Genomic DNA, 22,015 nt, shown 5'->3' on the forward strand with positions numbered 1-22,015 from the left:
TGACACGGGCGCGGCGGGGCTCCTCCCGCCGTGCATTCCCTCTGACAGGAAAGGTCACCAGATGACCAAAATGATGCAAGCCGCCGTCGTCACCGCCTTTGGCAAGCCACTGGAAATACAACAGGTTCCGATCCCCATTCCCGGTCCCGGCGAGATCCTGATCAAGACCGAGGCCTGTGGCGTTTGCCATACCGACCTGCACGCCGCCAACGGCGACTGGCCGGTGAAACCGACGCCGCCGTTCACTCCGGGGCACGAAGGCATCGGCCGCGTCGTCGCCCTCGGCGCGGGGGTCACCATCGTCAGGATGGGCGACCGCGTTGGCGTGCCCTGGCTCTATTCCGCCTGCGGGCACTGCGAACACTGCCTTTCCGCGTGGGAGACGGTCTGCGCCGAGGCCGAGTTCGGCGGCTATACCAAGAATGGTGGTTTCGCCGAATACATCGTGGCCAATCCGAATTATGTCGCGCATATCCCCGCCGGTCTCAGCCCGCAGGAGGCCGCGCCGCTGATCTGTGCCGGCATCACCACCTACAAGGGCCTGAAGGAAACCGAGGCACGCCCCGGCGACTGGGTGGCGATCTCCGGCGCGGGCGGGCTCGGGCACCTCGCGATCCAATACGCCAAGGCGATGGGGTTCAAGGTCTGCGCGGTGGATATCGACGAGGGCAAGCTGGCCCATGCCACCCGGCTCGGCGCGGATCTGGTGGTCAACGCCCGCGATCCCGGTGCCATTGAGGCCGTGCGCAGCGGCACCGGCGGCGGCGCCCATGGTGTGCTGATCACCGCGCCGTCGATTGATGCCTTCCAGCAGGGCGTGGCGATGACGCGCAAACACGGCACCTGTGCACTGGTCGGCCTGCCCAAGGGCGAATTCCCGGTGCCGCTGTTCGATGTGGTGGCCAATTGCGTCACCATCCGCGGCTCTTTCGTCGGCACCCGTCAGGACATGGCCGAGGCGCTGGCCTTTGCCGCCGATGGCAAGGTGCGCGCCGACATCGAGCTGCAACCCCTGAGCGCGATCAACGACATCTTTGAGCGGCTGGAGCATGGCAAGGTCGCCGCCCGCGTCGTCATCGACTTTTCCAACGGGGCCGCAGCGCCGCAGGCCAGCAGCGAAACGGCCAAGGAACCGCAACCCGCCTGAGGTCTCCGGCTCCGCTCGCCCTGACGGGCGGGGCCGGACAAACGTGGCGCAGGGCCGGATAATTTGCGGAACGTCTTGCGCGGGTCGGGGGTTCTTCCTGCATAGGAGGACGCCATGACCATCAAAGCCCCGAGAGACATCGCCCTGCGCCGCCCGACCCTGCCGAAAACGCTGCCCCAGCTGCCGCCGTCCTCGAAAGAGCGTCTGGCGCCGGTTCTCTATGCCGGGGGGATGCTGGCGATTGGCGCGGTGATGCTGATCGCGAAACCGCGCCTCGGCCACGTGCCGAACCCCAGCCGTTCCGGCGATCTGCCGCGCGCCTCGCGTTGGCGGCGTGCGGCGCAGGTCAGCCGCGACAATGTGCAGGCCTTCGCCCCCGCCAATGTCACCGACTCTCTCGGGCGTTCGCTGTTGATCGGAGGGGCGGCGCTGCTGCTGACGCGGCTGTTTGACGAGGTTTCGGGCGAAGACGGCCAGTAACCCTCAGGACGCCGCGCAGGGGGCCAGACGCAGTGCCTCGCCCGGTGCGGCGCCGAGATCGGTGCATTCCGCGCCACAGAACCGCCAGGCCGAGGGCGTCATGCCCGAGGCGGCGAGGTTCAGCTCGGCCACTGGCGCAAGGTCCGGCACCCAAACCCACCAGCCGTCCTGAAAATGCCCGCCGGGGCCGGGCTCCATGCCCGCCCCCGATCCTTTCACGGCCGCTTCGACAAGGTGAAGGTGGTGATCTGCCACCTCCCACGTCTCGCGCCAGGCCTCGCGCTCAACCGAGTGTGTCCACTCCAGCGTGAAGCGGTCCCCGGCGGCAAGGCCGAGGACCAGCGCACCGGCCAGAACGCAGGCGCTCATGCCGCGCTCGCACGGTCCCGGCGCAGCCACATCTGGACCGCGAAGAGGGCCGTCAGGGCAAAGCCGACCTCATCCGTGATCGGCAGGGCGGCAACCAGCGTGAAGGCCGCAACCATCGCCAGCACCCGCTCCCACACCGCCAGCGGACGACCCATCCAGCCGATGACCGCCGCGCCCCAGAGACCCAGAGCAACCAGCGCCTTCAGCACGACGTAGGCGACCGCAGGCCAATAGCCGATCTCGCTCGCCAAAACGCCGCCATCCTGCAGCATCAGCGCAGGCGTATAGACGGCCATGAACGGCACCACGAAACCAGCGGCGGCGACCTTGACGGCCTCGAAGCTGATCTTCAGCCCGCTCTCCTTGGCGATCGGGGCGGCGGCAAAGCAGGCCAGCGCCACCGGTGGCGTCAGATCCGCCAGAATGCCGAAGTAGAAGACGAACATGTGGCTCACGATCAGCGGCACGCCGAGGTCCAGCAGGGCAGGGCCCGCGATGGAGGAGGTGATGATGTAGTTCGGGATCGTCGGAATCCCCATGCCGAGGATGATGCAGGTGATCATCGTCAGAACAAGGCTCAGGAACAGGCTGTTCTGCCCGACCGACACGATGAACTGACCGAACGCATTGGCGCCCCCGGTCAGGGTCATCACGCCGATGATCACGCCAACCAGCGCACAGGCGATACCGACCGGCAACGCGGTCTTGGCGCCATCCGCCAGACTGTCACGGCAGATCGCCAGCGTATCGCGACCGCCCTTCAGGCAGGCACAGGACACCACGAGGATCGCCAGAACCAGCAGCAAGGCGTTGATGCCATACCGGAAAAACGCGCTCGCCGCGAGGCCGAGGACGATCCAGAAGATCACCCGCAGCACCATGGAGGACATGCCAAGCGCCAGCGCCATGCCAAGGATCAGCATCCCCGTCAGCGCCAGCCCGATGGTGCCTGCAAACAGCGGTGTGTAGCCCGAGAACAGCAGGTAGACCAAGACGCCCAGCGGCAGCACCAGATACCAGCCCTCTTTCAGCGCCTTGCGGGCCGAGGGTTGATCTTCTTTTGCCAGCCCGCGCAGATCGCGCTTGCCCGCCTCAAGGTGGACCATCCAGAAGACGCCCGCGAAATACAGCACCGCCGGGATCAGCGCCGCCTTGACGACCTCGACATATTGCACGCCCAGCGTTTCGGCCATGATGAAGGCCACGGCGCCCATGACCGGCGGCATGATCTGCCCACCCATCGAGGCCGTCGCCTCAACCCCGCCGGCAAAGGCCGAGCGGTAGCCGAAGCGCTTCATCAGCGGAATGGTGAACTGGCCGGTGGTGACGACGTTGGCCACACCCGAGCCCGAGATCGTGCCCATCAGACCCGAGGACAGCACGGAAACCTTCGCGGCCCCGCCCATCCGGTGCCCGACCAGCCCGAGCGAGACATCGGTGAACAGCTTGATCATCCCGGCTTTTTCCAGGAACGAGCCGAACAGGATGAACAGAAAGATATAGGTGGCCGAGACATAGGTCGGGATGCCGTAGATGCCCTCGGTGCCATAGGCGATCTGCTCGACGACCTGCTCGAACGCATAGCCCCGGTGGTTGAAGGGCGACGGCAGATGCTGGCCGAACAGCGCATAGCACAGGAACAGCCCGCAGATGATCGGCAGCGCCGGGCCCATCAGCAGCCAAGCGGCGATGAACACGGTGGAAATCGCGATGACCCCGAAGACGAGGTCGGTTGTCAGCGGCGCGCCCGCGCGCATCAGCAGCGGCGTGTATTCGACCCACTGGTAGGCCGCGACCGACACCGCCAGCAGCGCCAGCGCCCAGCAGATCGCCTTGCCCACCTTGCTGTAGCTACGCGCGATGGCCAGCAGCGGAAAGCCAAGCGACATCAGGAAACCGACGTGCACGGCCCGCATCACCTGGCTCGGCAGGTCGATGACATGGGCGGCGATGGAAATCTGGTAGACGGAGAAGAGCACTGCCAGCCAGAACAGGAAGCGCCCCTCGAAGGTTGCCGGAAAACTCTGAGCGAGCGGATCGTGCAGCTCAAGCTCATCGTTCGGCAGCGTATGGGTGTGGGGGTGGTGGTCGGTCATGTCGTTGGTTCTCATTTCTCACCGCGAAGGTGGCCCCGAGTAGGTCGCAAGGTTCAGTCGCATCCAGCTGAAAACGGCCCGGGGTCTCCTCCGGGCCGTTTCGTGGTCATGTCAGATCAGAGCAGACCCATTTCCTTGTAGTACCGCTCGGCACCGGGGTGCAGCGGGATGGGCGAGTTCTTGACCGCGTCCTCGATATTGATCGCACCGGCAGCCGCATGGGCGGCCTTCAGCGTGTCGAGGTTTTCAAACAGCAGTTTCGTCATCTGATACGCCGTCTCGTCCGAGACGTCCGAGCTGGTGACGAGGATGTTGGTGATCGCCAGTGTCGGGATGTCGGCATCCTGACCGGGGTAGGTGCCCGCGGGGATCACGCCAGCGGCATAAGGCGCGCCAAGGGTGGTCGCAACGTCTGCCGGGATCGAGAGGTACGTCACGTCCTGCGTCGAGGACAGATCCTTCAGCGCCGCCGAGCCGAGGCCCGAAGATTGCAGCGTCGCATCCAGCTGACGGTTCTTCATCAGCTCGACGGATTCCGCGAAGGGCAGGTATTCGACCTTGCCCAGATCGTCATAGGTCATGCCAAGCGCCGACAGGATCTTGCGCGCGTTGACTTCGGTGCCGGATTTCGCCGCACCGACAGACACGCTCTTGCCCTTGAGGTCGGCAACCGTCGTCGCGCCCGCAGCCGAGGCCGCCGCGATCTGGATGTAGTTCGGATAGATCGCCGCAATCGCGCGCAGCTTGGTCAGCGGCTTGGTGAAGCCGACATCCGCATTGCCCTCATAAGCGTCCTTGACGGAATCGCCGAGCGCAAAGCCGATCTCGCCCCGGCCCTGCTCCAGCAGGTTCAGGTTTTCGACGCTCGCCTTGGTCGACTGCACCTGAGCGCGCACATCGTCCATATTCTTTGCATAGATGTCCGACAGCGCCACGCCGAGCGGATAATACACGCCCGAGGTGCCGCCGGTCAGGACGTTGATGAATTCGGTCGCCATGGCAGCGGGTGCGGAAAATGCAAGGCTGCCGGCAACAAGGGCACTGAGCCCAAAGGTCTTAATCATGATTACTCCTCCGAGATTTAGCGTGATTTGAGACGCTGTGCCCCATTGTTCGCGGTCTCAGAGGCCGTTGCAATCAAGATTCTTGGCCGATTTGGGGTTTTTCCACCGCAGGCTCTACGTGTTATTGGGTATATGTGTCTCAGCCGGGGGCAAAAGCCCGCTGGCACAGGCACAGAGCATTGAGAAAACCGGGCATTGCAATATGTATGACATATCATTCGGGCCCGTTTGGCCAGCGCCATGCCCCTGCGATCTGCGTTTCGGATCGGGGGGAGAGCGCCGGATGGTCGCCGCGCAGTGTGTGTGCGCAGTGGGTATGATTTCGTCAGTGTTTGACGCGTGCAGAGGCAAAAACTCTTGAACCGGACCAATGTGCTTATTCTGGTCGCGTCCGTCGCGATCTTCGCCCTCATGCATGCCATAGACTTTTTCGACAACCTCTATGTGCAGACCCGCGTCTATGAACATCTGCAGCTCGACGAATGGCTGAACGCGTTCTTCGTGGCGGTTCCGGCGCTGGCGCTGATGCTGGCCCTGCGCACCCGCACCCTCAGCACCGAAGTCCGCCACCGCGAACAGGCCGAGGCCGAGGCCTGCAAGCTGGCCAATTACGACGTGCTGACCGACCTTGCCAACCGCCGCCTGTTTCGCGCCGAATTCGATCGCCGTCTGGCCAGTGCCGCACAGGCGGGAACCGAGCTCAGCGTGCTGCTGATCGACCTCGACCGCTTCAAGATCATCAACGACCTCTATGGCCACGCCACGGGCGACGCACTGCTGGGCACCATCTCGGCGCGCCTCCGCAGTGTCACCCGCAGCACCGATCTGGCCGCCCGCATCGGCGGCGATGAATTTGCCATCCTCAGCGACACCCCCTTTGCCGCCCGCGCGCTCGAGAGCCTGCTGGAGCGTCTGCTGACCTGCATCGAGCAGCCGATCACCGCCGGGCAATACCAGCTCGCCACCACCGTCAGCATCGGCGTCGCGAGCTATCCCAAGGATGGCACGACGGCGGATGAATTGCTGGGGCAGGCGGATCAGGCGCTCTATCAGGCCAAGGCGGGGGGCAAGAACTGCTATGCGCTGTTCGACGATGAGCTGGCCCAGACGATGCGCCACCGCCACCGGGTCGAGGCAGACCTGCGCCGTGCGCTCATCCCAGACCGGGGCGAAATCGTGCCCTATTTTCAGCCGATCTTTGATCTGCCGTCGCATCGCCTGCGCCAGTTCGAAGTTCTGGCGCGCTGGAACCACCCCGAACAGGGCCTGATCGAGGCGCAGGATTTCGCTGCCATCGCCGAAGACATCGGCCTGTCGGACCCGCTCTACCGCACGATCCTGCGTCAGGCCTGCAGCGATGCCGCGTCCTGGGACGCTGACATCAGCATCAGCGTCAATGTCTCTCCGGCGCAGTTCGCCGACAAGCTGCTGGTCTCCAAAACGCTGGAAATCCTCGCGGAAACCGGCTTTCCCGCCAACCGGCTAGAGCTTGAGATCACCGAAACCGCCCTCGTGCAGGACTTTGAGCAGGCCAGCCGGGTCATTCGGGATCTGCGCCGCGTCGGCATCCGTGTCGCGCTGGATGATTTCGGCACCGGCTATTCCGGGCTGCGCCACCTGCATGCGCTGACCGTCGATCACATCAAGATTGACCGCAGCTTTGTCGAAGCCACGCGCACCCAGAATGACACCAAGATCATCGTCTCGGCGATGATCGCGCTTGGCCATACCCTCGGGATGACCGTCACCGCCGAGGGGATCGAAGATACCGGCGAGGAGGCATGGCTGATCGAACATGGCTGCGACATGGGGCAGGGGTTCCTGTTCTCGCATCCGCTGACCGGCAGCGATGCCGGGGCCTTCAGCGTGCAGGCGCGCAGCGCCGCCGCTCTGTCACGGCCACCCGAGGCGGCTGCTTTCTCCGTCGCGCGCCTGCCCGCGAAGGTCGCCGCCAAAGGCTCCGCCCCCTGATCGCTTTGGCTGCTGCCTCAGAGGTCGCCGCGCAGAAAGGGCACCAGTGCCGCGCTCAGCGCTGCCGGGTCGGCCAGTTGCGGCACATGGCCGGTGTCCAGAGCAACCACCTGCGCGCCGGGCACCAGCGCCTGCATCCTCGCCTGCGCCAGCGGCGTGACGCTGCGATCATGGCGCAGCGCGACATAGAGCCTGGGCAGGGTGCCAAAGCGCTCCGGCGTCAGGGTCGCGGTGATGCTGCGCAGCCCCTCGCCCTGTGGTGTCAGGCGGGCAGCGGCATCTGCGGCCGCCCCGGCCTCGCAATCGTGGAAAAAGATCTCCATCGCGGCCTCGGGGGGGACTTCGCTGATCTGCCCTGCCTGCGACCAGATCAGATGCTCGGTGATGCCCGCGCCAAAGCCCGGCTGGCCGCGCAGGCTGCCCTGCAGGTCGCCAAAGCTCATCCCCGAGGGCAGCATCATGCCCGCCACATAGGCGACGCGGCGGACATCCTCGCGAAACGCCTCCGCCGCAGCCGAGGCGATGACCCCTCCGCCCGAATGCCCCACCAGACTGACCGGGCGCCCGAGGGCGGCCATCAGCGCCCCGATCTGCGCCAGCGCATCCTCCAGGCGGACACCCTCAGGCGCGCGCCCGTCAGTGCCGTTGCCGGGCAGGTCGATGGCATGGGCCGGGATCCCGGCACGCGCGAGCAGGGGGAGAAGCCCCGCCCAGGCCCAGCTGCCCTGCCAGGCGCCGTGGATCAGGATCACCGGGTCGCTCTCTGCCTGCCTGTTCATACCGTGCCCTTTCGCCGCTGGCCGGAGTCGATGTGCCGCCCGTCTTTGTGGCGCGAAAGCCCATGGCGTACAATCGGCCCTCTGCGCCTTGCGCCAGCGCCGAAAACCGCACCGTTCGGATACCGTTCAAATACCGACCGGATACCGACATCCCGATTTCAGGCTGCAATGCCCCCTGCCGCACCCGTCCGCCGGGGCCGGGATCAACGAAAAAGAACGCCATTCCGCCGATCTGCTGCGCACCGGGCGCAGGTTCCATGCCCCTGCCTTCCCGGCGCAACCGGATCAGTTGCGCCCCGCTCCCCCTTGGAAAGTCCTTCGCGCGTCCTCGGGGTCGTTTTACGCAAACGCCTTGTTTTTCCGCATAAAAAGGCCGAAATATTGTTCAAAGCCAAAAGCTGACTCAAGACAGAACCAAGGACATTCCCATGAAGACGTTCCTTCTCTCCACGCTGGCCGCCGTCAGTTTCGCCACCGCCGGTCTGGCCGCCAATGACTTCGGCCCCCTCGTCACCCCGAGCGCGCTGGACACCGAGCTGACCGGCACCGCCCCGCTGGTCCTCGACATCCGCGGCGACGCCTACGACAAAGGTCACATCCCCGGCGCCGTCTCCGCCCCCTACGGGTTGTTCCGTGGTCCCGCCAGCAACCCCGGTCAACTGCTGCCCGAAGACCAGCTCGAAGCCGTTCTGCAAGGCCTCGGGGTCACCCGTACACAGCCTGTTGTCGTCGTGCACCAAGGCTCGGACGATTCAGATTTTGGTGCCGCTGCAAGGGTTTACTGGACGCTGAAATCCTCTGGCGTCAGCCATCTGGCGATCCTGAACGGCGGCATGAACGCCTGGGCGGCCGCCGGCCTTGCGACCAGCACAGAGGCGGTGAGCCCGGTCAAATCCGACTTCGACCTCACCTTTTCGCACCAATGGCTGGCCGATACGGACGAGATTGTGGCCATCGTCGACGGCAACAGCAAGGCCAAGCTGATCGACTCGCGCCCGCCCGCATTCTTTGAGGGCAAGCAATCCCACGCCGCCGCCAGCCGCCCCGGCACCCTGCCCGGAGCGGAAAATATCGCGCATTCTGAATGGTTTGTCCCGGGCACCCCGTCGATTGCCGACAGCGCCTCTGCCGCGACTCTGGCCGAGACGTTCGGTCTGAACACCGATGAAGAGGTCGTCGCCTTCTGCAACACCGGCCACTGGGCCGCGACCGACTGGTTTGCCCTGTCCGAACTGGCGGGCGTGCCCAACGTCAAGCTCTACCCGGACTCGATGGTGGGCTATTCCCAGACCGATCACGAGATGGCCAACACCCCGGGATTGCTGCAAAATCTGATGAACCAGCTTAAGGGCGACTGAGCCATGGCCAATGAAACATTCACTTCGGGGGCTGCCGTTCCGGCGGCCCCTTCGCCGTTCCTGCCGCGCCCCTTGCTGATCGCTCTGGCGCTGGTCGCAGTGGCGGTTCTGGCGCTGTTTGGCGGGGCCCGGTATGGGTTTCTGCTGGCGGTCGGCCTCGGCTTCGGCATCGTGCTGGAGGGGCTGCGCTTCGGCTTTGCCGGGCCATGGCGGGCGATGATCCTGCGTCGAGAGCCGGGCGGCATCCTCGCGCAACTCCTTGCAATTGCTTTGGTTTCTCTGGTCGCCTTTCCGCTGCTTGCGGCCCACCCGGGCGAGTTGTCGGGGGCTGAAGCCCCGATCGGCTTTGCCATGCTGGGTGGGGCTTTCGTCTTTGGCGCGGCGATGCAGGTGGTGCTGGGCTGCGGCTCGGGGACGCTGGTCAATGCGGGCAGCGGCAACCCTATCAGCTTGCTTGCGCTGCCTTTTTTCGCGATTGGCAGCTTTTTCGGCGCCTATGGCATGGTCTGGTGGACCAACCTCGGGGCGCTGCCGATCCTGGTGCTGAAGGGGACCTCGGGCCTTCTTGTGACGCTGGTCGGGCTCGCAATCGTGGCGGCCGTACTGCTCATCATCGCCAAGCCGGGCACGCGCAAATTGCCGCGCCGACTGGTCTTTGCCGCGCTGGCGATTGCGGCGCTGGCGGTGGCAAATCTGGTGATCTCGGGGCAGCCCTGGGGCGTGGTTTATGGGCTTGGGCTCTGGACGGCAAAGGTCGGCGTGGCGCTTGGCGCAGACCTCTCCGGCTCGGTGTTCTGGAGCGCGCCGGGTGCTGTCGCACGGCTGAACGACAGCCTGCTGACGGACGTTACCTCGTTGACAAACATAGGGATTATCGCGGGCGCCTTCCTCGTCGCGGCCTGGCGGCGTGGCGGGTTGGAGCAGGGGATGCCTGCCTTGCCGAGGCGCGCCTGGGTCGCGACGGTGGTGGCTGGCTTGCTGCTTGGCTACTCCTCGCGGATCGCGTTCGGCTGCAATGTGGGCGCGTTCTTTTCGGGGATCTCGACCGGTAGTCTGCACGGCTGGGCCTGGTTCGCGATGGCATTTCTGGGGGCTTTTGTCGGCATCTGGCTGCGCCCCCATCTGGGACTGGAGGCCAGACGATGACCCGGAGAGTGACGGCCAGTCTCAGCATCCTGTTCGTGGTCGGGCTGGTGCTGTTTGACCGGGGAACGGCGCCGCTGAATCCCTATCATGCGCCGGCGGCCTTTGCGCTCGGCTCGGGGCAGGTGGCGAGTGGCGGCTTCTGCGGGGCCCTGCCGCAGTGAGCCCATCCGGGGGGCGGTGAGGCCCCCCGAAATGGCGAAATCGGGATGTCGGTATCCGGTCGGTATCCCGTCGGTTTCCGAACGGTGCGGTTTCGGGCAGACTTTGGGCATGTTTCGCGCTATTTGCAGCGGACTTTGGGCGGCAGGAAGGATCAGCAGATGACGATTACACAGCAGGACGAACTGGACGCCCTGAAAGAGATCGGCCGCATTGTCGCCAACACGATGCACGCCATGGCCCGCGCGATGGAGCCGGGCATGACCACGGCCGAGCTGGACCAGATCGGCCGCCTCCTGTTGGAGCGCGATGGCGCCATTCCCGCGCCCGAGGCGGTCTATGACTTTCCCGGCGCGACCTGCATCAGCGTCAACGAAGAGATCGCCCATGGCATTCCGGGCGCGCGGGTGTTGGCGAGCGGCGATCTGGTCAATATCGATGTCTCGGCCAGCAAGAACGGCTATTTCGCGGATACCGGCGCGACCTTCCGCCTCGGCGCTGTGAAGCCGTCGTTGGAGACGCTCTGTCGCGATGGCAAGCGCGCCATGCAGATCGGCATCGCGCAGGTGGCCAGTGACAAGCCGCTGGCGGGGATCGGTGCGGCGATTGGCACCTTCGCTGAGAAGCGCGGCTATACGCTGATCCGCAATCTGGCGAGCCACGGGGTCGGCCGCTCGCTGCATGAATACCCTGAGGAGATCGCCACCTGGCCAACCCGCGGCGACCGGCGGCGCATCACCAAAGGGCTGGTGCTGACGGTGGAGCCTTTCCTGTCCAAAGGCGGCCTTTGGGCCGAGGATGGCGAGGATGACTGGACCCTCTACAGCACTCCGCGCGCGCCCGTCGTGCAATATGAACATACGGTCGTGGCGACGGACAAGGGCGCGATGATCGTGACGCTGCCGGGCTAGGCCTGACAGCGGCGCAACACGTCCCTCTCGCGCGGCCCTCTCAGCCGTCGCCAAAAGAAAAAGCCCCGGCTCGATGCCGGGGCTTTTTCTGTTTCAGGCGGCAGGGACCGGGCGTTGCACCCGGTCCCGAACCGTTTAGCCGATGATCATGTTCAGCGTTTCGCTGGGGCGCATGACGTCGGCGGTTTTCTCCGCGTCGCCGTGATAGTAGCCGCCCAGATCGACAGCGGTCCCTTGGGCCGAGGCCAGCTCGGACAGGATGGTGCGCTCATTGTCGACCAGCTTCTTGGCGAGGGGGGCAAAATGCGCCGCCAGACCTGCGTCGTCGCTCTGATCCGCGAGGGCCTGCGCCCAGTAACGTGCGAACCAGTAGTGGCTGTCACGGTTGTCCGGCTCACCCACCTTGCGCGAGGGCGAGCGGTTGTCGTCGAGGATGCCCTGTGTTGCCGCATCGACCGCCAGACCCAAGGTACGGGCCTTGGGGTTGTTCTTGCTCTCGGCGAGGAACTTCAGGCTTTCGCCCAAGGCGCAGAATTCGCCCAGCGAGTCCCAGCGCAGGTGGTTTTCTTCCATCAGCTGCTGGACGTGCTTGGGGGCCGAGCCACCGGCACCGGTTTCGAACAAGCCGCCGCCATTCATCAGCTTGACGATGGAGAGCATCTTGGCCGAGGTCGCCAGTTCCAGGATCGGGAACAGGTCGGTCAGGTAGTCGCGCAGCACGTTGCCGGTGATGGCGATGGAATCCTCACCCTTGCGGATGGTTTCCAGCGACAGACGGGTGGCTTCGCGCGGCGCCAGGATCAGGAACTTGTCCGCAACGCCCTGAGCCTCGAGGATCGGCTTGACGTAGGCGATCAGCTCGGCGTCGTGGGCGCGGTTGGCGTCCAGCCAGAAGATCGCCTGGCAGCCCATGTCCTTCTGACGTGCGATGGCCAGGTTCACCCAATCCTCGATCGGCGCCTTGCGGGCAGAGGCCGAGCGCCAGATGTCGCCCTTCTCCACCGTGTTCTCGTGCAGGACGGTGCCGTCCTCCAGGATCATCCGGACCACGCCATCGGCGGGGATCTCGAAGGTGGTGGGGTGAGAGCCGTATTCCTCGGCCTTCTGCGCCATCAGGCCGACGTTCTGCACGGTGCCGCAGGTCGCGGGGTCCAGCTTGCCGGTCTCTTTGAAGTACTTGATCGTCTCGTCATAGACGGGGGCGTAGCTGTCATCGGGGATCACGCAGTTGGCGTCGTGTTCCTTGTTGTCCGGGCCCCAGCCCTTGCCGCCGGCGCGGATCAGCGCCGGCATCGAGGCGTCGATGATGACGTCGGAGGGGACGTGCAGGTTGGTGATGCCCTTGTCGGAGTTCACCATGTACATGTCCGGGCGCTCGGCACGCACGGCCTCAATCGCGGCGACGATCTCGGGCTCGTCCTTGACGCGTTCCAGCAGCGAGCCGAGGCCGGCGTTGGGGTTGACGCCCAGCTCGGCCATCTTGTCGCCGAACTGATCGAAGACCGGCTTCAGCCAGACCTTGACCGCGTGGCCGAAGATGATCGGGTCCGAGACCTTCATCATCGTGGCTTTCATGTGCAGCGAGAACAGCGTGCCCTCGGCTTTGGTCGACTCGATTTCCTTGGCGAGGAACGCGTCGAGCGCCTTGGCCGACATGTAGGTCGCATCGACCACGGTGCCGGCGGGATAGGCGACGCTGTCCTTCAGAACCGTCTCTGTGCCGTCGGTGGCAGTGAGGACGATCTTGGCCTTGGCGGCATCGGCCAGGGTCGCGGACTTCTCGTTCGAGAAGAAATCACCGCCGGACATGGAGGAGACGCGGGTCTTGCTGTCGGGCAGCCATTCGCCCATGCGGTGCGGGTTCTTCTTGGCGTAGTTCTTGACGGCGACGGCGGCGCGGCGGTCCGAGTTGCCTTCGCGCAGCACCGGGTTCACGGCCGAGCCCTTGATGCCGTCGTATTTCGCGCGCACGGCTTTCTCTTCGTCCGTGGCAGGGGTGTAGGGGTAGTCGGGCAGGGCGTAGCCTTGCGCCTGCAGCTCTTTCACGGCGGCGACCAGCTGCGGCTCGGATGCCGAGATGTTGGGCAGCTTGATGACGTTGGCGTCGGGTTGCTTGACCAGTTCGCCGAGGATGGCGAGGTCATCGTCCTGACGCTGCTCTTCGGGCAGCACGTCCGAGAAGGTGGCGATAATGCGCCCGGCCAGAGAAATATCACGGGTGCCGAAGGTCACGTCGGCGGCGGCAGCAAAGGCGCTGATGATCGGCAGCAGCGACGCGCTGGCGAGCTCGGGTGCTTCGTCTACCTTGGTATACACAATATCGGGGGAAGTCGATTTAGCCATGTTTTCTTACCCTTTTTCCAAATCTGGAAGCTTTGCCCGCTGGGGCTGTGGCGGTGAACGTCTGTGCTGTCTGAACCAGAGGCAAGCTCTGGCGAGAGCGCATGTCAGTCTGAAAATTTCCGTCCCGATATTCCCTAGAGTGGGACGCGGGCGAGATCAACCATGCTGAGCGGGTGCGCGCGCGGCAATGCGCGCCAAAGCCGCATGTGCGAAGGGCGCGGGCAGGATCTGCGCCGCGCCCTTCTCAGGGGGTTCGGGGGTGCCGGATCAGTGCGGCTCGGAGCGCAGGCCCTTGATGATGGCGACGCACATCAGCAGCAGCACCAGCGTGAACGGCAGGCCGGTGGAGATCACCATGGCCTGTAGCGCACCGAGACCACCGCCGAGCAGCAGCACGATGGCCACCGCCCCTTCAAACGTCGCCCAGAAGACGCGCTGGGGCACCGGGGCGTCGACCTTGCCGCCTGCGGTGATCGTGTCGATCACCAGCGACCCGGAGTCCGAGGAGGTGACGAAGAACACGATGACCAGCACCACGGCAATGATCGAGGTGACCGAGGTGAAGGGCAGGTCGTCGAGCATGGCAAACAGCGACAGGGGTGGGTTGTAGTTGTCGATCACCTGCGCCTTGACGGCGGAGCCGATGGGGTCGGAGATCACCTGATCGATGGCGACGCCGCCGAAGACAGCCATCCACAGCACGCAGACCAGCGACGGGATGATCAGCACGCAGGTGATGAATTCGCGCACCGTGCGACCGCGCGAGACGCGGGCGATGAACATGCCGACGAAGGGGCTCCAGCTGATCCACCACGCCCAGTAGAAGGCGGTCCAGCCGTCGCGATAGTCGTCATCCGTGCGCCCGATGGGGTTGGAGAGGGGGATGATCTCCTTGACGTAAGCGACCATGCCCTGGCCCAAGTCGGTGAAGATGGCCAATGTCGGGCCGACGATGAGGACGAAGAGCAGCAGCAGCGCCGCGAGGCCCATGTTGATCTCGGACAGCAGTTTGACCCCGCCGTCGAGGCCGCGCAGCACCGAGACCAGCGCGACGGCGGTGATGCAGGTGATCAGGATGACCTGAACCGTGGTGGTGATGGGGATGCCGAAGACGTGGTTGAGACCGGCATTGGCCTGTTGCGCGCCGAAGCCGAGAGAGGTCGCGAGGCCGAACAGCGTGGCGAAGACGGCCAGGATGTCGATGATATGGCCGGTCCAGCCCCAGACGCGGTCTCCGAAGATCGGATAGAACGCCGAGCGGATCGTCAGCGGCAGGCCCTTGTTGTAGGAAAACAGTGCCAGTGCGAGGGCAACGACGGCATAGATCGCCCAGGGGTGCAGGCCCCAGTGATAGATCGTGCCGGCCAGACCCATGGCCTTGGCGCGCTCGATATTCTCGGGGATCAGGTTGCCGTCGGCATCGAAGGGAGAGGGGGTTCCCAGCGGGCTGGAGACGGCCATGTGATAGACCGGTTCAAGCACGCCGAAGAACATCAGCCCGATGCCCATACCCGCCGCGAACAGCATGGCGAACCAGCCGAGATAATTGAAATCCGGTGTGGCGTCGGCACCGCCGAGGCGGACACGGCCCCAGGGGCTGACGATCAGGAACAGGCAGAACAGCACAAAGAAGTTCGCCGCGCTCATGAAGAACCAGTCGAAGTTCGAGGTGAGGTAGGGACGCAGCCAGCCGAACAGCGCCGCTGACTGATCCGGTAACGCCAGCGCGTAGAACACGAAGGCGACGATGGAGAGCGCCGAAATCATGAACACAGGATTGTGGATGTCAAAGCCGATGGGGCCGACGCTGCCTTCGATATTGTTCTGGCCGATCTCGTACTCTGTATCGATCAGCTCGGTTTCGCCTTCCGGGGCGGGGATGCCCTGGGACTCGTCGGGGTCGGCCATATATGCGCTCCTGTCTCTGTAGTCTCTCTGACGGCGGCGATTTTCAGCCGGGTGTCAGGATTGGTTTTCAAACCTCTGTGAATGGTCGTGAGCAGGAGGGTAGGTCTGAGGCAGGGTAAAGTCCACTAAAGCACAACCTGTGGATGTTTTTGGAGCGTCGGCTTGAGGGCGAGGAGGGGGGATGTGCCTTGTGATAAAGAGGCTTTGGACACGCTGTGCGGTGGTAATTATTTTACCCGGTGGTCTGAGAAGGGAGAGGGTCGGGCCTGTGGAAGGGGCAGGCGCGGGGGCCAGCCCCCGCACCCCCGGGATATTTTCAACAGGGAAACTGGGCAGGGGCCGTGGGCTGAATGGGGGGGGCGAGAGAGGGTGCGGGCGGCTTATTTCAGCTGGCTGTCCTTGGAGCCGCGGCGGTTGATGCCGCCACGTTGGGCGCGGCGGCCGTCGCGTTCCTGCTGGCAGTCGATGCAGAGCTTGATGCCGGGGATCGCGATGCGGCGCGCCTCGGGGATCGGTTCTTCGCATTCTGCGCAGTGGGTCAGGCTGTCGCCGACCAGCGCGCGCCGGGTCTTCAGGCGGGCGAGCTCATCATTGATGGATGCTTCGATCTGTTCATTGACCGCGCCGTCGCGGGACCAGCCTCCGGCCATGGGGTCTCTCCTGTGTGATACAGGGGATATTTAGGGTGGTGGGCGGCGATTTCAGCCCCCAGCCGTGCAAAGGCGCGGCAATTGTGGCGCGGGGGCTTGCGTCTGGGCGGCTGGCGCGGATCTAGTCATGGCGCAAGACAGGGGGGCGCTGATGACTGAGCTTTGCAACGATCCGGTGATGCTGGAGCACTGGCACCCGGTGGTGTCGCTGGAGGAATTGCGCCGCCACGGGCGCTGCCGGACCATGCTGCTGGACCGGGCAGTCGAGATCGTGGCGCAGGGCGAGGGGGCGGTTGTGCGCTGCGAGGCGGCCCTGGTCGGGAGCCTGGTGCAGTATGGCTATGTCTGGGCGAGTTTCGGCGAGGCACCTAAGCCTCTGTTTGCGGTGCCTGAATTTGACGAGGCGGATCGCCGCTTTGTGGTGACGGGGGTGTTCGGGGTGCAGGTTTCGGCCGGGCGGGCGATCGAGAATTTCCTAGATATGGGGCATTTCCCCTATGTCCATGCGGGGATTTTGGGCGAGGAGCCGCACACGGAAGTCAAGGACTACGACGTCGAGGTGTCGCAGAACCGGGACGAGATCCTCGCGACGCGCTGCCGGTTCTATCAGCCGAAGGCGGCTGTGTCCTCGGACGCGGGGGCGGAGGTCGATTATATTTACCGGGTGCCGCATCCCAATTGCGCTGTGCTCTACAAATCCAGTCCAATGGACGCGGCGCGGCTGGACGTGATCTATATCTTCGTGCAGCCGATGGGGCAGGAGAGGATCCGTGCCCATACCGGCATGTGCATCATTGACGACGCGAGCTCGGATCTGGAAATCCGCAGTTTTCAGCAGACGATCTTTGGGCAGGACAAGCCGATCCTCGAAAACCAGTATCCGCGCCGATTGCCGCTGGATCCGCGCGCCGAGACGCCGATCCGGGCCGACAAGAGCGCGATTGCTTATCGGCGCTGGCTGGCCTCAAAGGGGCTGCGCTGGGGCGTGATCCCGGCGGGGGTGTGAGGGGTATGGCGATGATGGATCTCGCCGGATGGCACCCGATTGCGGCGGCCACGGATGTGGTGAGGCGGCATGTGTTTCACGGGCAGCTTCTGGGGCGCGAGGTTGCGGTCTGGCGGGCGGATGACGGGTTCGTCAACGTCTGGGAAAACCGCTGTCTGCATCGCGGGGTGCGCCTGTCGATGGGGCTGAATGACGGGCGCGAACTGCGCTGTCTCTATCATGGCTGGCGGTATGCCAACCGCTCGGCCGGGTGCACCTATATCCCGGCCCATCCGGCGGACGCGCCTGCGCGCAGGATCTGCAATCGGACCTATCCGGGGGTCGAGGCGGCGGGGATGATCTGGTCTGCCGTGGCGCCGGAAGCGGAGTTTGCCCTGCCGGAGGTGCTGGTGGGCACCGATCCGCTGGTGCTGCGGCCAGTATCGGTGAACGCGGCCCCGGGGGTGGCGCTGTCGATGGCCGAGGGTTTGGTGCCCGGCGGGAGTGTCGCGCGCGGCGCCTCGGTGCTGTTCGGGCAGGCGGGGCTGGTGGTCTTCGTGCAGCCGCTGGATGCGCATCGCTGCGTCTTGCGCGGCGTGCTTTTGCGGCAGCCTGAGGACAGGATAGCGGCCTTGCGGGACCATGACGGGCTGCTCTGCGCCCTGCGCGAGGGGATCGAGGCGGCGGGAGAGGCGGCTCCGGCACCGCTGGAGGTCAGCTTTCAGCCGGTGGACGAAGCGCTGGGGCAGATGCCTGCGCGCGGCGTTGGCGGGGGTGAGCTGCGGGTGCAGGTGACACGGAAATGGGCCGCCGCAGAGGGCATCGTGGGGGTGCAGCTGCGCGCCCTGCGGGGTGTCTTGCCGACGTTTCAGCCCGGCGCGCATATCGACGTGCATCTGCCCAACGGGATGCGCCGGCCCTATTCCATCGTGAACGCGCCCGGCGAGGAGGGCTATACCATCGGGGTGAAGCGCGACGATGCCGGGCGGGGTGGTTCGATCTGTCTGCACGATGCCGTGCGGCAGGGCGATGTGCTGGCGATCTCGGCCCCGCGCAACACCTTCCCGCTGCGCCGCGACAGCGAGCGGGTGCTGCTGATTGCCGGGGGGATCGGGATCACGCCCATGCTCGCGATGGCGCAGGCTTTGGCGGTGCAGGGGATCGCTTATGCGCTGCATGTCTTTGCACGCAGTGCCGCGCATGTGCCTTTTGCCGAGCGGCTGGAGGGGCTTGCGGTGACGCGGCACCTTGGGCTGGACGCGGCGCAGACTGGCGCGGCTTTGAGCGGGATCCTCAGCGGTTATGCCTTTTCGCACCATGTCTATGCCTGCGGTCCCGCGCCGATGCTGAGCGCCGCGCGGCAGATCGCGGCGGCTCAGGGCTGGACCGAAGAGGCGGTGCATCTCGAGTACTTCGCCAATCCGGAGGCGATCGACGACAGTTCAGCCTTCGAGATTGCGCTGGCACGCTCGGCCATGACGTTACAGGTGCCCGCCGGGCGCACCATCCTGCAGGTGTTGCAGGAGAACGGCGTCGATCTGCCCTCGTCCTGCGAGCAGGGCGCCTGCGGCACCTGCGTCTGTGGCGTGCTTGAGGGCGACGTGGCGCATCAGGATGTCTATCTCAGCGCCTCGGAACATGCGGCGAATGACCGGATCATGACTTGCGTCAGCCGGGCGAAATCGGCGCGTCTGGTGCTGGATATCTGAGGGATGGCGATGAAACTGTATGATTTCGAACTCCACGCCGAGTGTTACGCCGCCCGCCTGATGCTGAGCCTTCTGGGCGTGCCGCATGAGGTCGAGACGGTGGATGTCTACCCCGAGGCGGCGCATCTGACGCCCGCATTCCGCGCGATCAATCCGCTGGGGCGTGTGCCGGTGCTGGAGGATGGCGCGCTCAGGTTCGGCACGGTTCAGGGGATCCTCGCCTACCTCGCGGCGGCCTATGACACGTCGGGCCAATGGGCGCCGGACACAGCCGTGCTGCGCGGCGAGGTTGCGGGCTGGATGGCGATTGCGGCAGAGCTGGCGGCAACGGCGGGACAGGCGCGGCTGATCGAGACGATGTTCGCGCAAGGAGACGCCGAGGCGGCGCGCGCCGGGGCCGAGGGGCTGTTGCGCGTGATCGACCAGCACCTGTGGTTCGGCGAGGTCGAGGGGCGCGACTGGCTGTGTTCTGCGCCGCACCCGACCATCGCCGATATCGCCTGTTTTCCGCATCTCGTCCTGTCTGAGGACGGCGGGATCTCGCGGCAGGACTACCCGGCGATCCGGCGCTGGATCGACCGGGTGAAGCGCTTGCCCGGCTTCACCGTGATGTCGGGCGTCTTCGCCACCAGCTCAGCGCTCTGAGGCGCGGGGCGGGCGCGGCTGGCGCAGCAGATCGTCGAGGTCGTCACGCTCCAACCCGATGTCGCGCAGCAGGTGGCTGTCTTCGCGTTGCGCCAGAAACCCCATGGAACGGCGGCGCTGGGACAGGGCGCGGCGGGCGGTGAACGCCTCGGTCAGGCCGGTCCATACGCGGTGGATTTGGTCATGACGGGCGCGCTGCCCGCGTGCGACGGCGCGCGGGTCGATCAGGATCGAGCTGTGCATCGGAGGTCTCCGTAGGATTGGGTGAACTGGTGTCTTCGGGACGATCATTTCGCATGGCATCGCATCAGACAAACGAATAACACTTATGTATGCTATCGGTCTGGCTGATGGCAGGACGGGGGCGAAAGATGGCAGCACCACTGGAATCGGACTTGATGCGCAGCTTCCTGATGCTGGCCGAGACGGGCAGTGTCACGCTGGCGGCGGCGCGGATCGGGCGCACGCAATCGGCGATCTCGATGCAGCTGCGCCGGCTGGAGGAGAGCCTCGGGCAGAGCCTGTTCGAGCGGCGCCCGCGCGGGCTGGTGCTGACGGCGCGGGGGGCGCAGCTGTTGCCCTATGCCGAGCGGGTGGTGCACCTGCTGGACGAAGCGGCGGTGTCACTGCGCGAGCGCCCGCTGCAGGGCCCGCTGCGTGTCGGCATCCCGGAGGACTACGGCGAGAGCGTTCTGCCGCGCGCGCTGGCGGGATTTGCCACACGCCATCCCGGGGTCGAGGTCTCGGTGCGCTGCGATTATTCGGTGCCGCAGATGGCGGCGCTGGAGGCCGATCTGCTGGATCTGGCGGTGGTCTTCGAGTCGGGCGATGCCACCAAGGGCGAGGTGATCTGCGTCGATCCGACGGTCTGGGTGAGTTCGGTCACGCATGAGCAGCATCTGTGCAAGCCTTTGCCGGTGTCGAACTATTTCCACTCGGGCTGGTGCAAGGAATATGCGATGGCGGCGCTGGACCGCTCTGGCGTCGACTACCGCGTGGCGTTTGAATGCGACACCTCGGGGGGGATGCAGATCGCCGTCCGCTCGGGTCTGGCGATTGCACCGCTGTCGCGCAGCACCATTCCGGCGGGGTGTCGCGAACTGACGCAGGAGGATGGCTTTGGCGTGGTCGATGCGTCGTCGGTCGTGCTGTATCTGAACCCGCGTGGTGCCTCCGAGGCGGCGCGCGGGTTGGCGGCGGAGTTGCGCGCGGCGTTTCGTCCGCTTGAGGGGTAGAGCCGGGCTATCCCTCGCTCGGGGGCAGATTTTCGCGCAGCACGATGTCGAGCTTGATGGGCGGCACGGCGGCCTCGGGGCTGCGGATCGCGGCGATCGCACGGTCGATCAGCGCGGCGGGGTCTGTGTTGAAGACCACGTCGAGCGTGCCCTGCAGCAGCGCGCGCCGCGTGTCCGGCGTCAACCCATGGCCGATGAAGACGATGTCATGGCGCTGGTGTTCGGACAGCGCCCGCGCGATGCCGCCCGACGATCCGCCGACGTTGTAGATGCCGACGAGGTCTGGGTGCTGCTCCAACAGCTCGACCGTGTGGCGGTAGTTCTGGCCGCTGTCGTCGTGCCCCTCGCGCATGCCAACGACGCGCAGATGGGGGAACAGCTCCTCCTGAATCGACAGGAACCCGGCTTCACGCTCGGAGTGGGCGCGGTAGTGGCGCGAGCCTGCGACCAGCGCCACCGCGCCGGTCTTATGCGTCACGAACCGCCCCAGAAGATAGCCGGCGGAGCGCCCGACGCCGCGATTTTCCATGCCGACATAAGCAGATACGCCCGGATGCCCGAGGTCGGAGACGATGCTGACCAGCTGCGTGCCAGCGCGCGCCACGTCGCTGACGGCTTCGCGCACATCCGGGTGATCGAGCCCGAAAAACGCGATGCCATCGGCCCAGCGGGCATTGCGGCGCAGCGCGTCGGCCAGCGCGGTGGGATCGAAGCCTTCGATGAAGAAACAGCGCAGCTCGGGCGCGCCTTCGCTGTTCTGGGCGACGCGGGCGCGCACCATCTCGCCCAACAGCCGCAGATAGGGGTTGGAGCCGGAGGGCAGCAGGAAGACGATATTGGGCGGGCGGGTCGCGTCAAAGGCGGCCAGGTCCTCGGCACTCAGCAGGCCGATGTCGCGGGCGACAGAGAGGACATGGCGGCGGGTGCGCTCCTTCACGCCCTTGCGGCGGTTGATGACCCGGTCGACGGTGGCCAGCGACACGCCCGCCCGCGCGGCAAGGTCGCTGAGCTGGGGGCGGAAAAGCTGCTCGGAAACCTCAGACACGTCAAAACCCCTCAA

Annotated in this window: 20 protein-coding genes; 11 read left to right on the plus strand and 9 right to left on the minus strand. The window is 65.5% G+C overall.

The window, feature by feature from the left end:
* Positions 1-61 precede the first annotated feature (61 nt).
* Positions 62-1,147 (plus strand): zinc-dependent alcohol dehydrogenase, encoded by a 1,086-nt coding sequence (locus F3W81_RS18930; protein ID WP_193081013.1) that lies wholly within the window; start codon positions 62-64, stop codon positions 1,145-1,147.
* A gap of 114 nt (positions 1,148-1,261) precedes the next feature.
* Positions 1,262-1,627: a hypothetical protein gene (locus tag F3W81_RS18935; protein WP_226941748.1), complete on the plus strand. Its 366-nt coding sequence runs from the start codon at positions 1,262-1,264 to the stop codon at positions 1,625-1,627.
* Positions 1,628-1,630: 3 nt separating this feature from the next.
* On the opposite strand, the gene F3W81_RS18940 is transcribed toward F3W81_RS18935, so the two are convergent.
* From F3W81_RS18940 to F3W81_RS18950, 3 genes are all read right to left on the minus strand, one after another.
* Positions 1,631-1,996: a DUF1850 domain-containing protein gene (locus F3W81_RS18940; protein WP_193081015.1), complete on the minus strand. Its 366-nt coding sequence runs from the start codon at positions 1,994-1,996 to the stop codon at positions 1,631-1,633.
* A complete protein-coding gene (locus F3W81_RS18945; protein ID WP_193081017.1) occupies positions 1,993-4,092 on the minus strand; it encodes a TRAP transporter permease in 2,100 nt (699 codons plus the stop codon). Before F3W81_RS18945 ends, F3W81_RS18940 begins: the two co-directional genes overlap by 4 nt.
* Before the next feature lie 116 nt (positions 4,093-4,208).
* Positions 4,209-5,156 carry a TAXI family TRAP transporter solute-binding subunit gene (locus F3W81_RS18950; RefSeq protein ID WP_193081018.1) on the minus strand — a complete coding sequence of 316 codons (948 nt, stop codon included), beginning with the start codon at positions 5,154-5,156 and terminating at the stop codon, positions 4,209-4,211.
* A 357-nt stretch (positions 5,157-5,513) separates the two neighbouring features.
* On the opposite strand from F3W81_RS18950, the gene F3W81_RS18955 reads away from it, so the two are divergent.
* Positions 5,514-7,127: a putative bifunctional diguanylate cyclase/phosphodiesterase gene (locus F3W81_RS18955; protein ID WP_193081020.1), complete on the plus strand. Its 1,614-nt coding sequence runs from the start codon at positions 5,514-5,516 to the stop codon at positions 7,125-7,127.
* Positions 7,128-7,144: 17 nt separating this feature from the next.
* Here F3W81_RS18955 and F3W81_RS18960 read toward each other — a convergent pair whose 3' ends face one another.
* On the minus strand, positions 7,145-7,906 hold the full coding sequence (locus tag F3W81_RS18960; RefSeq protein ID WP_193081022.1) for an alpha/beta fold hydrolase: 762 nt from the start codon (positions 7,904-7,906) through the stop codon (positions 7,145-7,147).
* Between the two features lie 428 nt (positions 7,907-8,334).
* Between F3W81_RS18960 and F3W81_RS18965 the strand changes: the two genes are divergently transcribed.
* The 4 genes from F3W81_RS18965 to map all read left to right on the plus strand — a co-directional run bounded on the left by F3W81_RS18965 (position 8,335) and on the right by map (position 11,480).
* Positions 8,335-9,264 (plus strand): sulfurtransferase, encoded by a 930-nt coding sequence (locus F3W81_RS18965; protein ID WP_193081024.1) that lies wholly within the window; start codon positions 8,335-8,337, stop codon positions 9,262-9,264.
* A 3-nt stretch (positions 9,265-9,267) separates the two neighbouring features.
* Positions 9,268-10,410 carry a YeeE/YedE family protein gene (locus F3W81_RS18970; protein WP_193081026.1) on the plus strand — a complete coding sequence of 381 codons (1,143 nt, stop codon included), beginning with the start codon at positions 9,268-9,270 and terminating at the stop codon, positions 10,408-10,410.
* Positions 10,407-10,571 carry a hypothetical protein gene (locus F3W81_RS18975; protein WP_193081027.1) on the plus strand — a complete coding sequence of 55 codons (165 nt, stop codon included), beginning with the start codon at positions 10,407-10,409 and terminating at the stop codon, positions 10,569-10,571. The genes F3W81_RS18970 and F3W81_RS18975 overlap by 4 nt, the downstream gene beginning before the upstream one ends.
* Before the next feature lie 159 nt (positions 10,572-10,730).
* Positions 10,731-11,480 (plus strand): type I methionyl aminopeptidase, encoded by a 750-nt coding sequence (gene map, locus F3W81_RS18980; RefSeq protein ID WP_193081029.1) that lies wholly within the window; start codon positions 10,731-10,733, stop codon positions 11,478-11,480.
* Between the two features lie 135 nt (positions 11,481-11,615).
* Here the strand turns inward: map and F3W81_RS18985 are convergent, their stop codons facing one another.
* From F3W81_RS18985 to F3W81_RS18995, 3 genes are all read right to left on the minus strand, one after another.
* Positions 11,616-13,823, minus strand: a complete 2,208-nt coding sequence (locus F3W81_RS18985; RefSeq protein ID WP_193081031.1) for an NADP-dependent isocitrate dehydrogenase — start codon at positions 13,821-13,823, stop codon at positions 11,616-11,618.
* A 267-nt stretch (positions 13,824-14,090) separates the two neighbouring features.
* Complete coding sequence (locus F3W81_RS18990) at positions 14,091-15,731, minus strand: BCCT family transporter (RefSeq protein ID WP_193081033.1); 1,641 nt, start codon at positions 15,729-15,731, stop codon at positions 14,091-14,093.
* Positions 15,732-16,111: 380 nt separating this feature from the next.
* A complete protein-coding gene (locus F3W81_RS18995) occupies positions 16,112-16,381 on the minus strand; it encodes a DksA/TraR family C4-type zinc finger protein (RefSeq protein ID WP_193081035.1) in 270 nt (89 codons plus the stop codon).
* A 151-nt stretch (positions 16,382-16,532) separates the two neighbouring features.
* Here F3W81_RS18995 and F3W81_RS19000 point away from each other — a divergent pair, with 151 nt between their 5' ends.
* From F3W81_RS19000 to F3W81_RS19010, 3 genes are read left to right on the plus strand one after another with little or no spacing between them, the layout of a single operon-like run.
* Positions 16,533-17,387, plus strand: a complete 855-nt coding sequence (locus tag F3W81_RS19000) for an aromatic ring-hydroxylating oxygenase subunit alpha (RefSeq protein ID WP_193081036.1) — start codon at positions 16,533-16,535, stop codon at positions 17,385-17,387.
* A gap of 11 nt (positions 17,388-17,398) precedes the next feature.
* A complete protein-coding gene (locus F3W81_RS19005) occupies positions 17,399-19,075 on the plus strand; it encodes a Rieske 2Fe-2S domain-containing protein (RefSeq protein WP_193081037.1) in 1,677 nt (558 codons plus the stop codon).
* 3 nt (positions 19,076-19,078) lie between these two features.
* On the plus strand, positions 19,079-19,720 hold the full coding sequence (locus F3W81_RS19010; RefSeq protein WP_226941749.1) for a glutathione S-transferase family protein: 642 nt from the start codon (positions 19,079-19,081) through the stop codon (positions 19,718-19,720).
* Here the strand turns inward: F3W81_RS19010 and F3W81_RS19015 are convergent.
* Positions 19,709-19,963 (minus strand): hypothetical protein, encoded by a 255-nt coding sequence (locus F3W81_RS19015; RefSeq protein WP_193081038.1) that lies wholly within the window; start codon positions 19,961-19,963, stop codon positions 19,709-19,711. The two genes, F3W81_RS19010 and F3W81_RS19015, sit on opposite strands and share 12 nt — an antisense overlap.
* A gap of 128 nt (positions 19,964-20,091) precedes the next feature.
* Here F3W81_RS19015 and F3W81_RS19020 point away from each other — a divergent pair, with 128 nt between their 5' ends.
* Complete coding sequence (locus F3W81_RS19020; protein WP_193081039.1) at positions 20,092-20,955, plus strand: LysR family transcriptional regulator; 864 nt, start codon at positions 20,092-20,094, stop codon at positions 20,953-20,955.
* Positions 20,956-20,962: 7 nt separating this feature from the next.
* Here F3W81_RS19020 and F3W81_RS19025 read toward each other — a convergent pair whose 3' ends face one another.
* Positions 20,963-22,000 (minus strand): LacI family DNA-binding transcriptional regulator, encoded by a 1,038-nt coding sequence (locus F3W81_RS19025; protein WP_193081040.1) that lies wholly within the window; start codon positions 21,998-22,000, stop codon positions 20,963-20,965.
* Between the last annotated feature and the right edge of the window lie 15 nt (positions 22,001-22,015).

It is taken from the genome of Pseudooceanicola spongiae, from assembly GCF_014899185.1.
GTDB lineage: Bacteria > Pseudomonadota > Alphaproteobacteria > Rhodobacterales > Rhodobacteraceae > Pseudooceanicola > Pseudooceanicola spongiae.

What these genes read in the sequence shown, in the direction of transcription:
- F3W81_RS18930 (WP_193081013.1), top strand. Translation starts at nt 62, where the DNA reads ATGACCAAAATGATGCAAGCCGCCGTCGTCACCGCCTTTGGCAAGCCA.
- F3W81_RS18935 (WP_226941748.1), top strand. Translation starts at nt 1,262, where the DNA reads ATGACCATCAAAGCCCCGAGAGACATCGCCCTGCGCCGCCCGACCCTG.
- F3W81_RS18940 (WP_193081015.1), bottom strand. Translation starts at nt 1,996, where the DNA reads ATGAGCGCCTGCGTTCTGGCCGGTGCGCTGGTCCTCGGCCTTGCCGCC.
- F3W81_RS18945 (WP_193081017.1), bottom strand. Translation starts at nt 4,092, where the DNA reads ATGACCGACCACCACCCCCACACCCATACGCTGCCGAACGATGAGCTT.
- F3W81_RS18950 (WP_193081018.1), bottom strand. Translation starts at nt 5,156, where the DNA reads ATGATTAAGACCTTTGGGCTCAGTGCCCTTGTTGCCGGCAGCCTTGCA.
- F3W81_RS18960 (WP_193081022.1), bottom strand. Translation starts at nt 7,906, where the DNA reads ATGAACAGGCAGGCAGAGAGCGACCCGGTGATCCTGATCCACGGCGCC.
- F3W81_RS18965 (WP_193081024.1), top strand. Translation starts at nt 8,335, where the DNA reads ATGAAGACGTTCCTTCTCTCCACGCTGGCCGCCGTCAGTTTCGCCACC.
- F3W81_RS18970 (WP_193081026.1), top strand. Translation starts at nt 9,268, where the DNA reads ATGGCCAATGAAACATTCACTTCGGGGGCTGCCGTTCCGGCGGCCCCT.
- F3W81_RS18975 (WP_193081027.1), top strand. Translation starts at nt 10,407, where the DNA reads ATGACCCGGAGAGTGACGGCCAGTCTCAGCATCCTGTTCGTGGTCGGG.
- map (WP_193081029.1), top strand. Translation starts at nt 10,731, where the DNA reads ATGACGATTACACAGCAGGACGAACTGGACGCCCTGAAAGAGATCGGC.
- F3W81_RS18985 (WP_193081031.1), bottom strand. Translation starts at nt 13,823, where the DNA reads ATGGCTAAATCGACTTCCCCCGATATTGTGTATACCAAGGTAGACGAA.
- F3W81_RS18990 (WP_193081033.1), bottom strand. Translation starts at nt 15,731, where the DNA reads ATGGCCGACCCCGACGAGTCCCAGGGCATCCCCGCCCCGGAAGGCGAA.
- F3W81_RS18995 (WP_193081035.1), bottom strand. Translation starts at nt 16,381, where the DNA reads ATGGCCGGAGGCTGGTCCCGCGACGGCGCGGTCAATGAACAGATCGAA.
- F3W81_RS19000 (WP_193081036.1), top strand. Translation starts at nt 16,533, where the DNA reads ATGACTGAGCTTTGCAACGATCCGGTGATGCTGGAGCACTGGCACCCG.
- F3W81_RS19005 (WP_193081037.1), top strand. Translation starts at nt 17,399, where the DNA reads ATGATGGATCTCGCCGGATGGCACCCGATTGCGGCGGCCACGGATGTG.
- F3W81_RS19010 (WP_226941749.1), top strand. Translation starts at nt 19,079, where the DNA reads ATGGCGATGAAACTGTATGATTTCGAACTCCACGCCGAGTGTTACGCC.
- F3W81_RS19015 (WP_193081038.1), bottom strand. Translation starts at nt 19,963, where the DNA reads ATGCACAGCTCGATCCTGATCGACCCGCGCGCCGTCGCACGCGGGCAG.
- F3W81_RS19020 (WP_193081039.1), top strand. Translation starts at nt 20,092, where the DNA reads ATGGCAGCACCACTGGAATCGGACTTGATGCGCAGCTTCCTGATGCTG.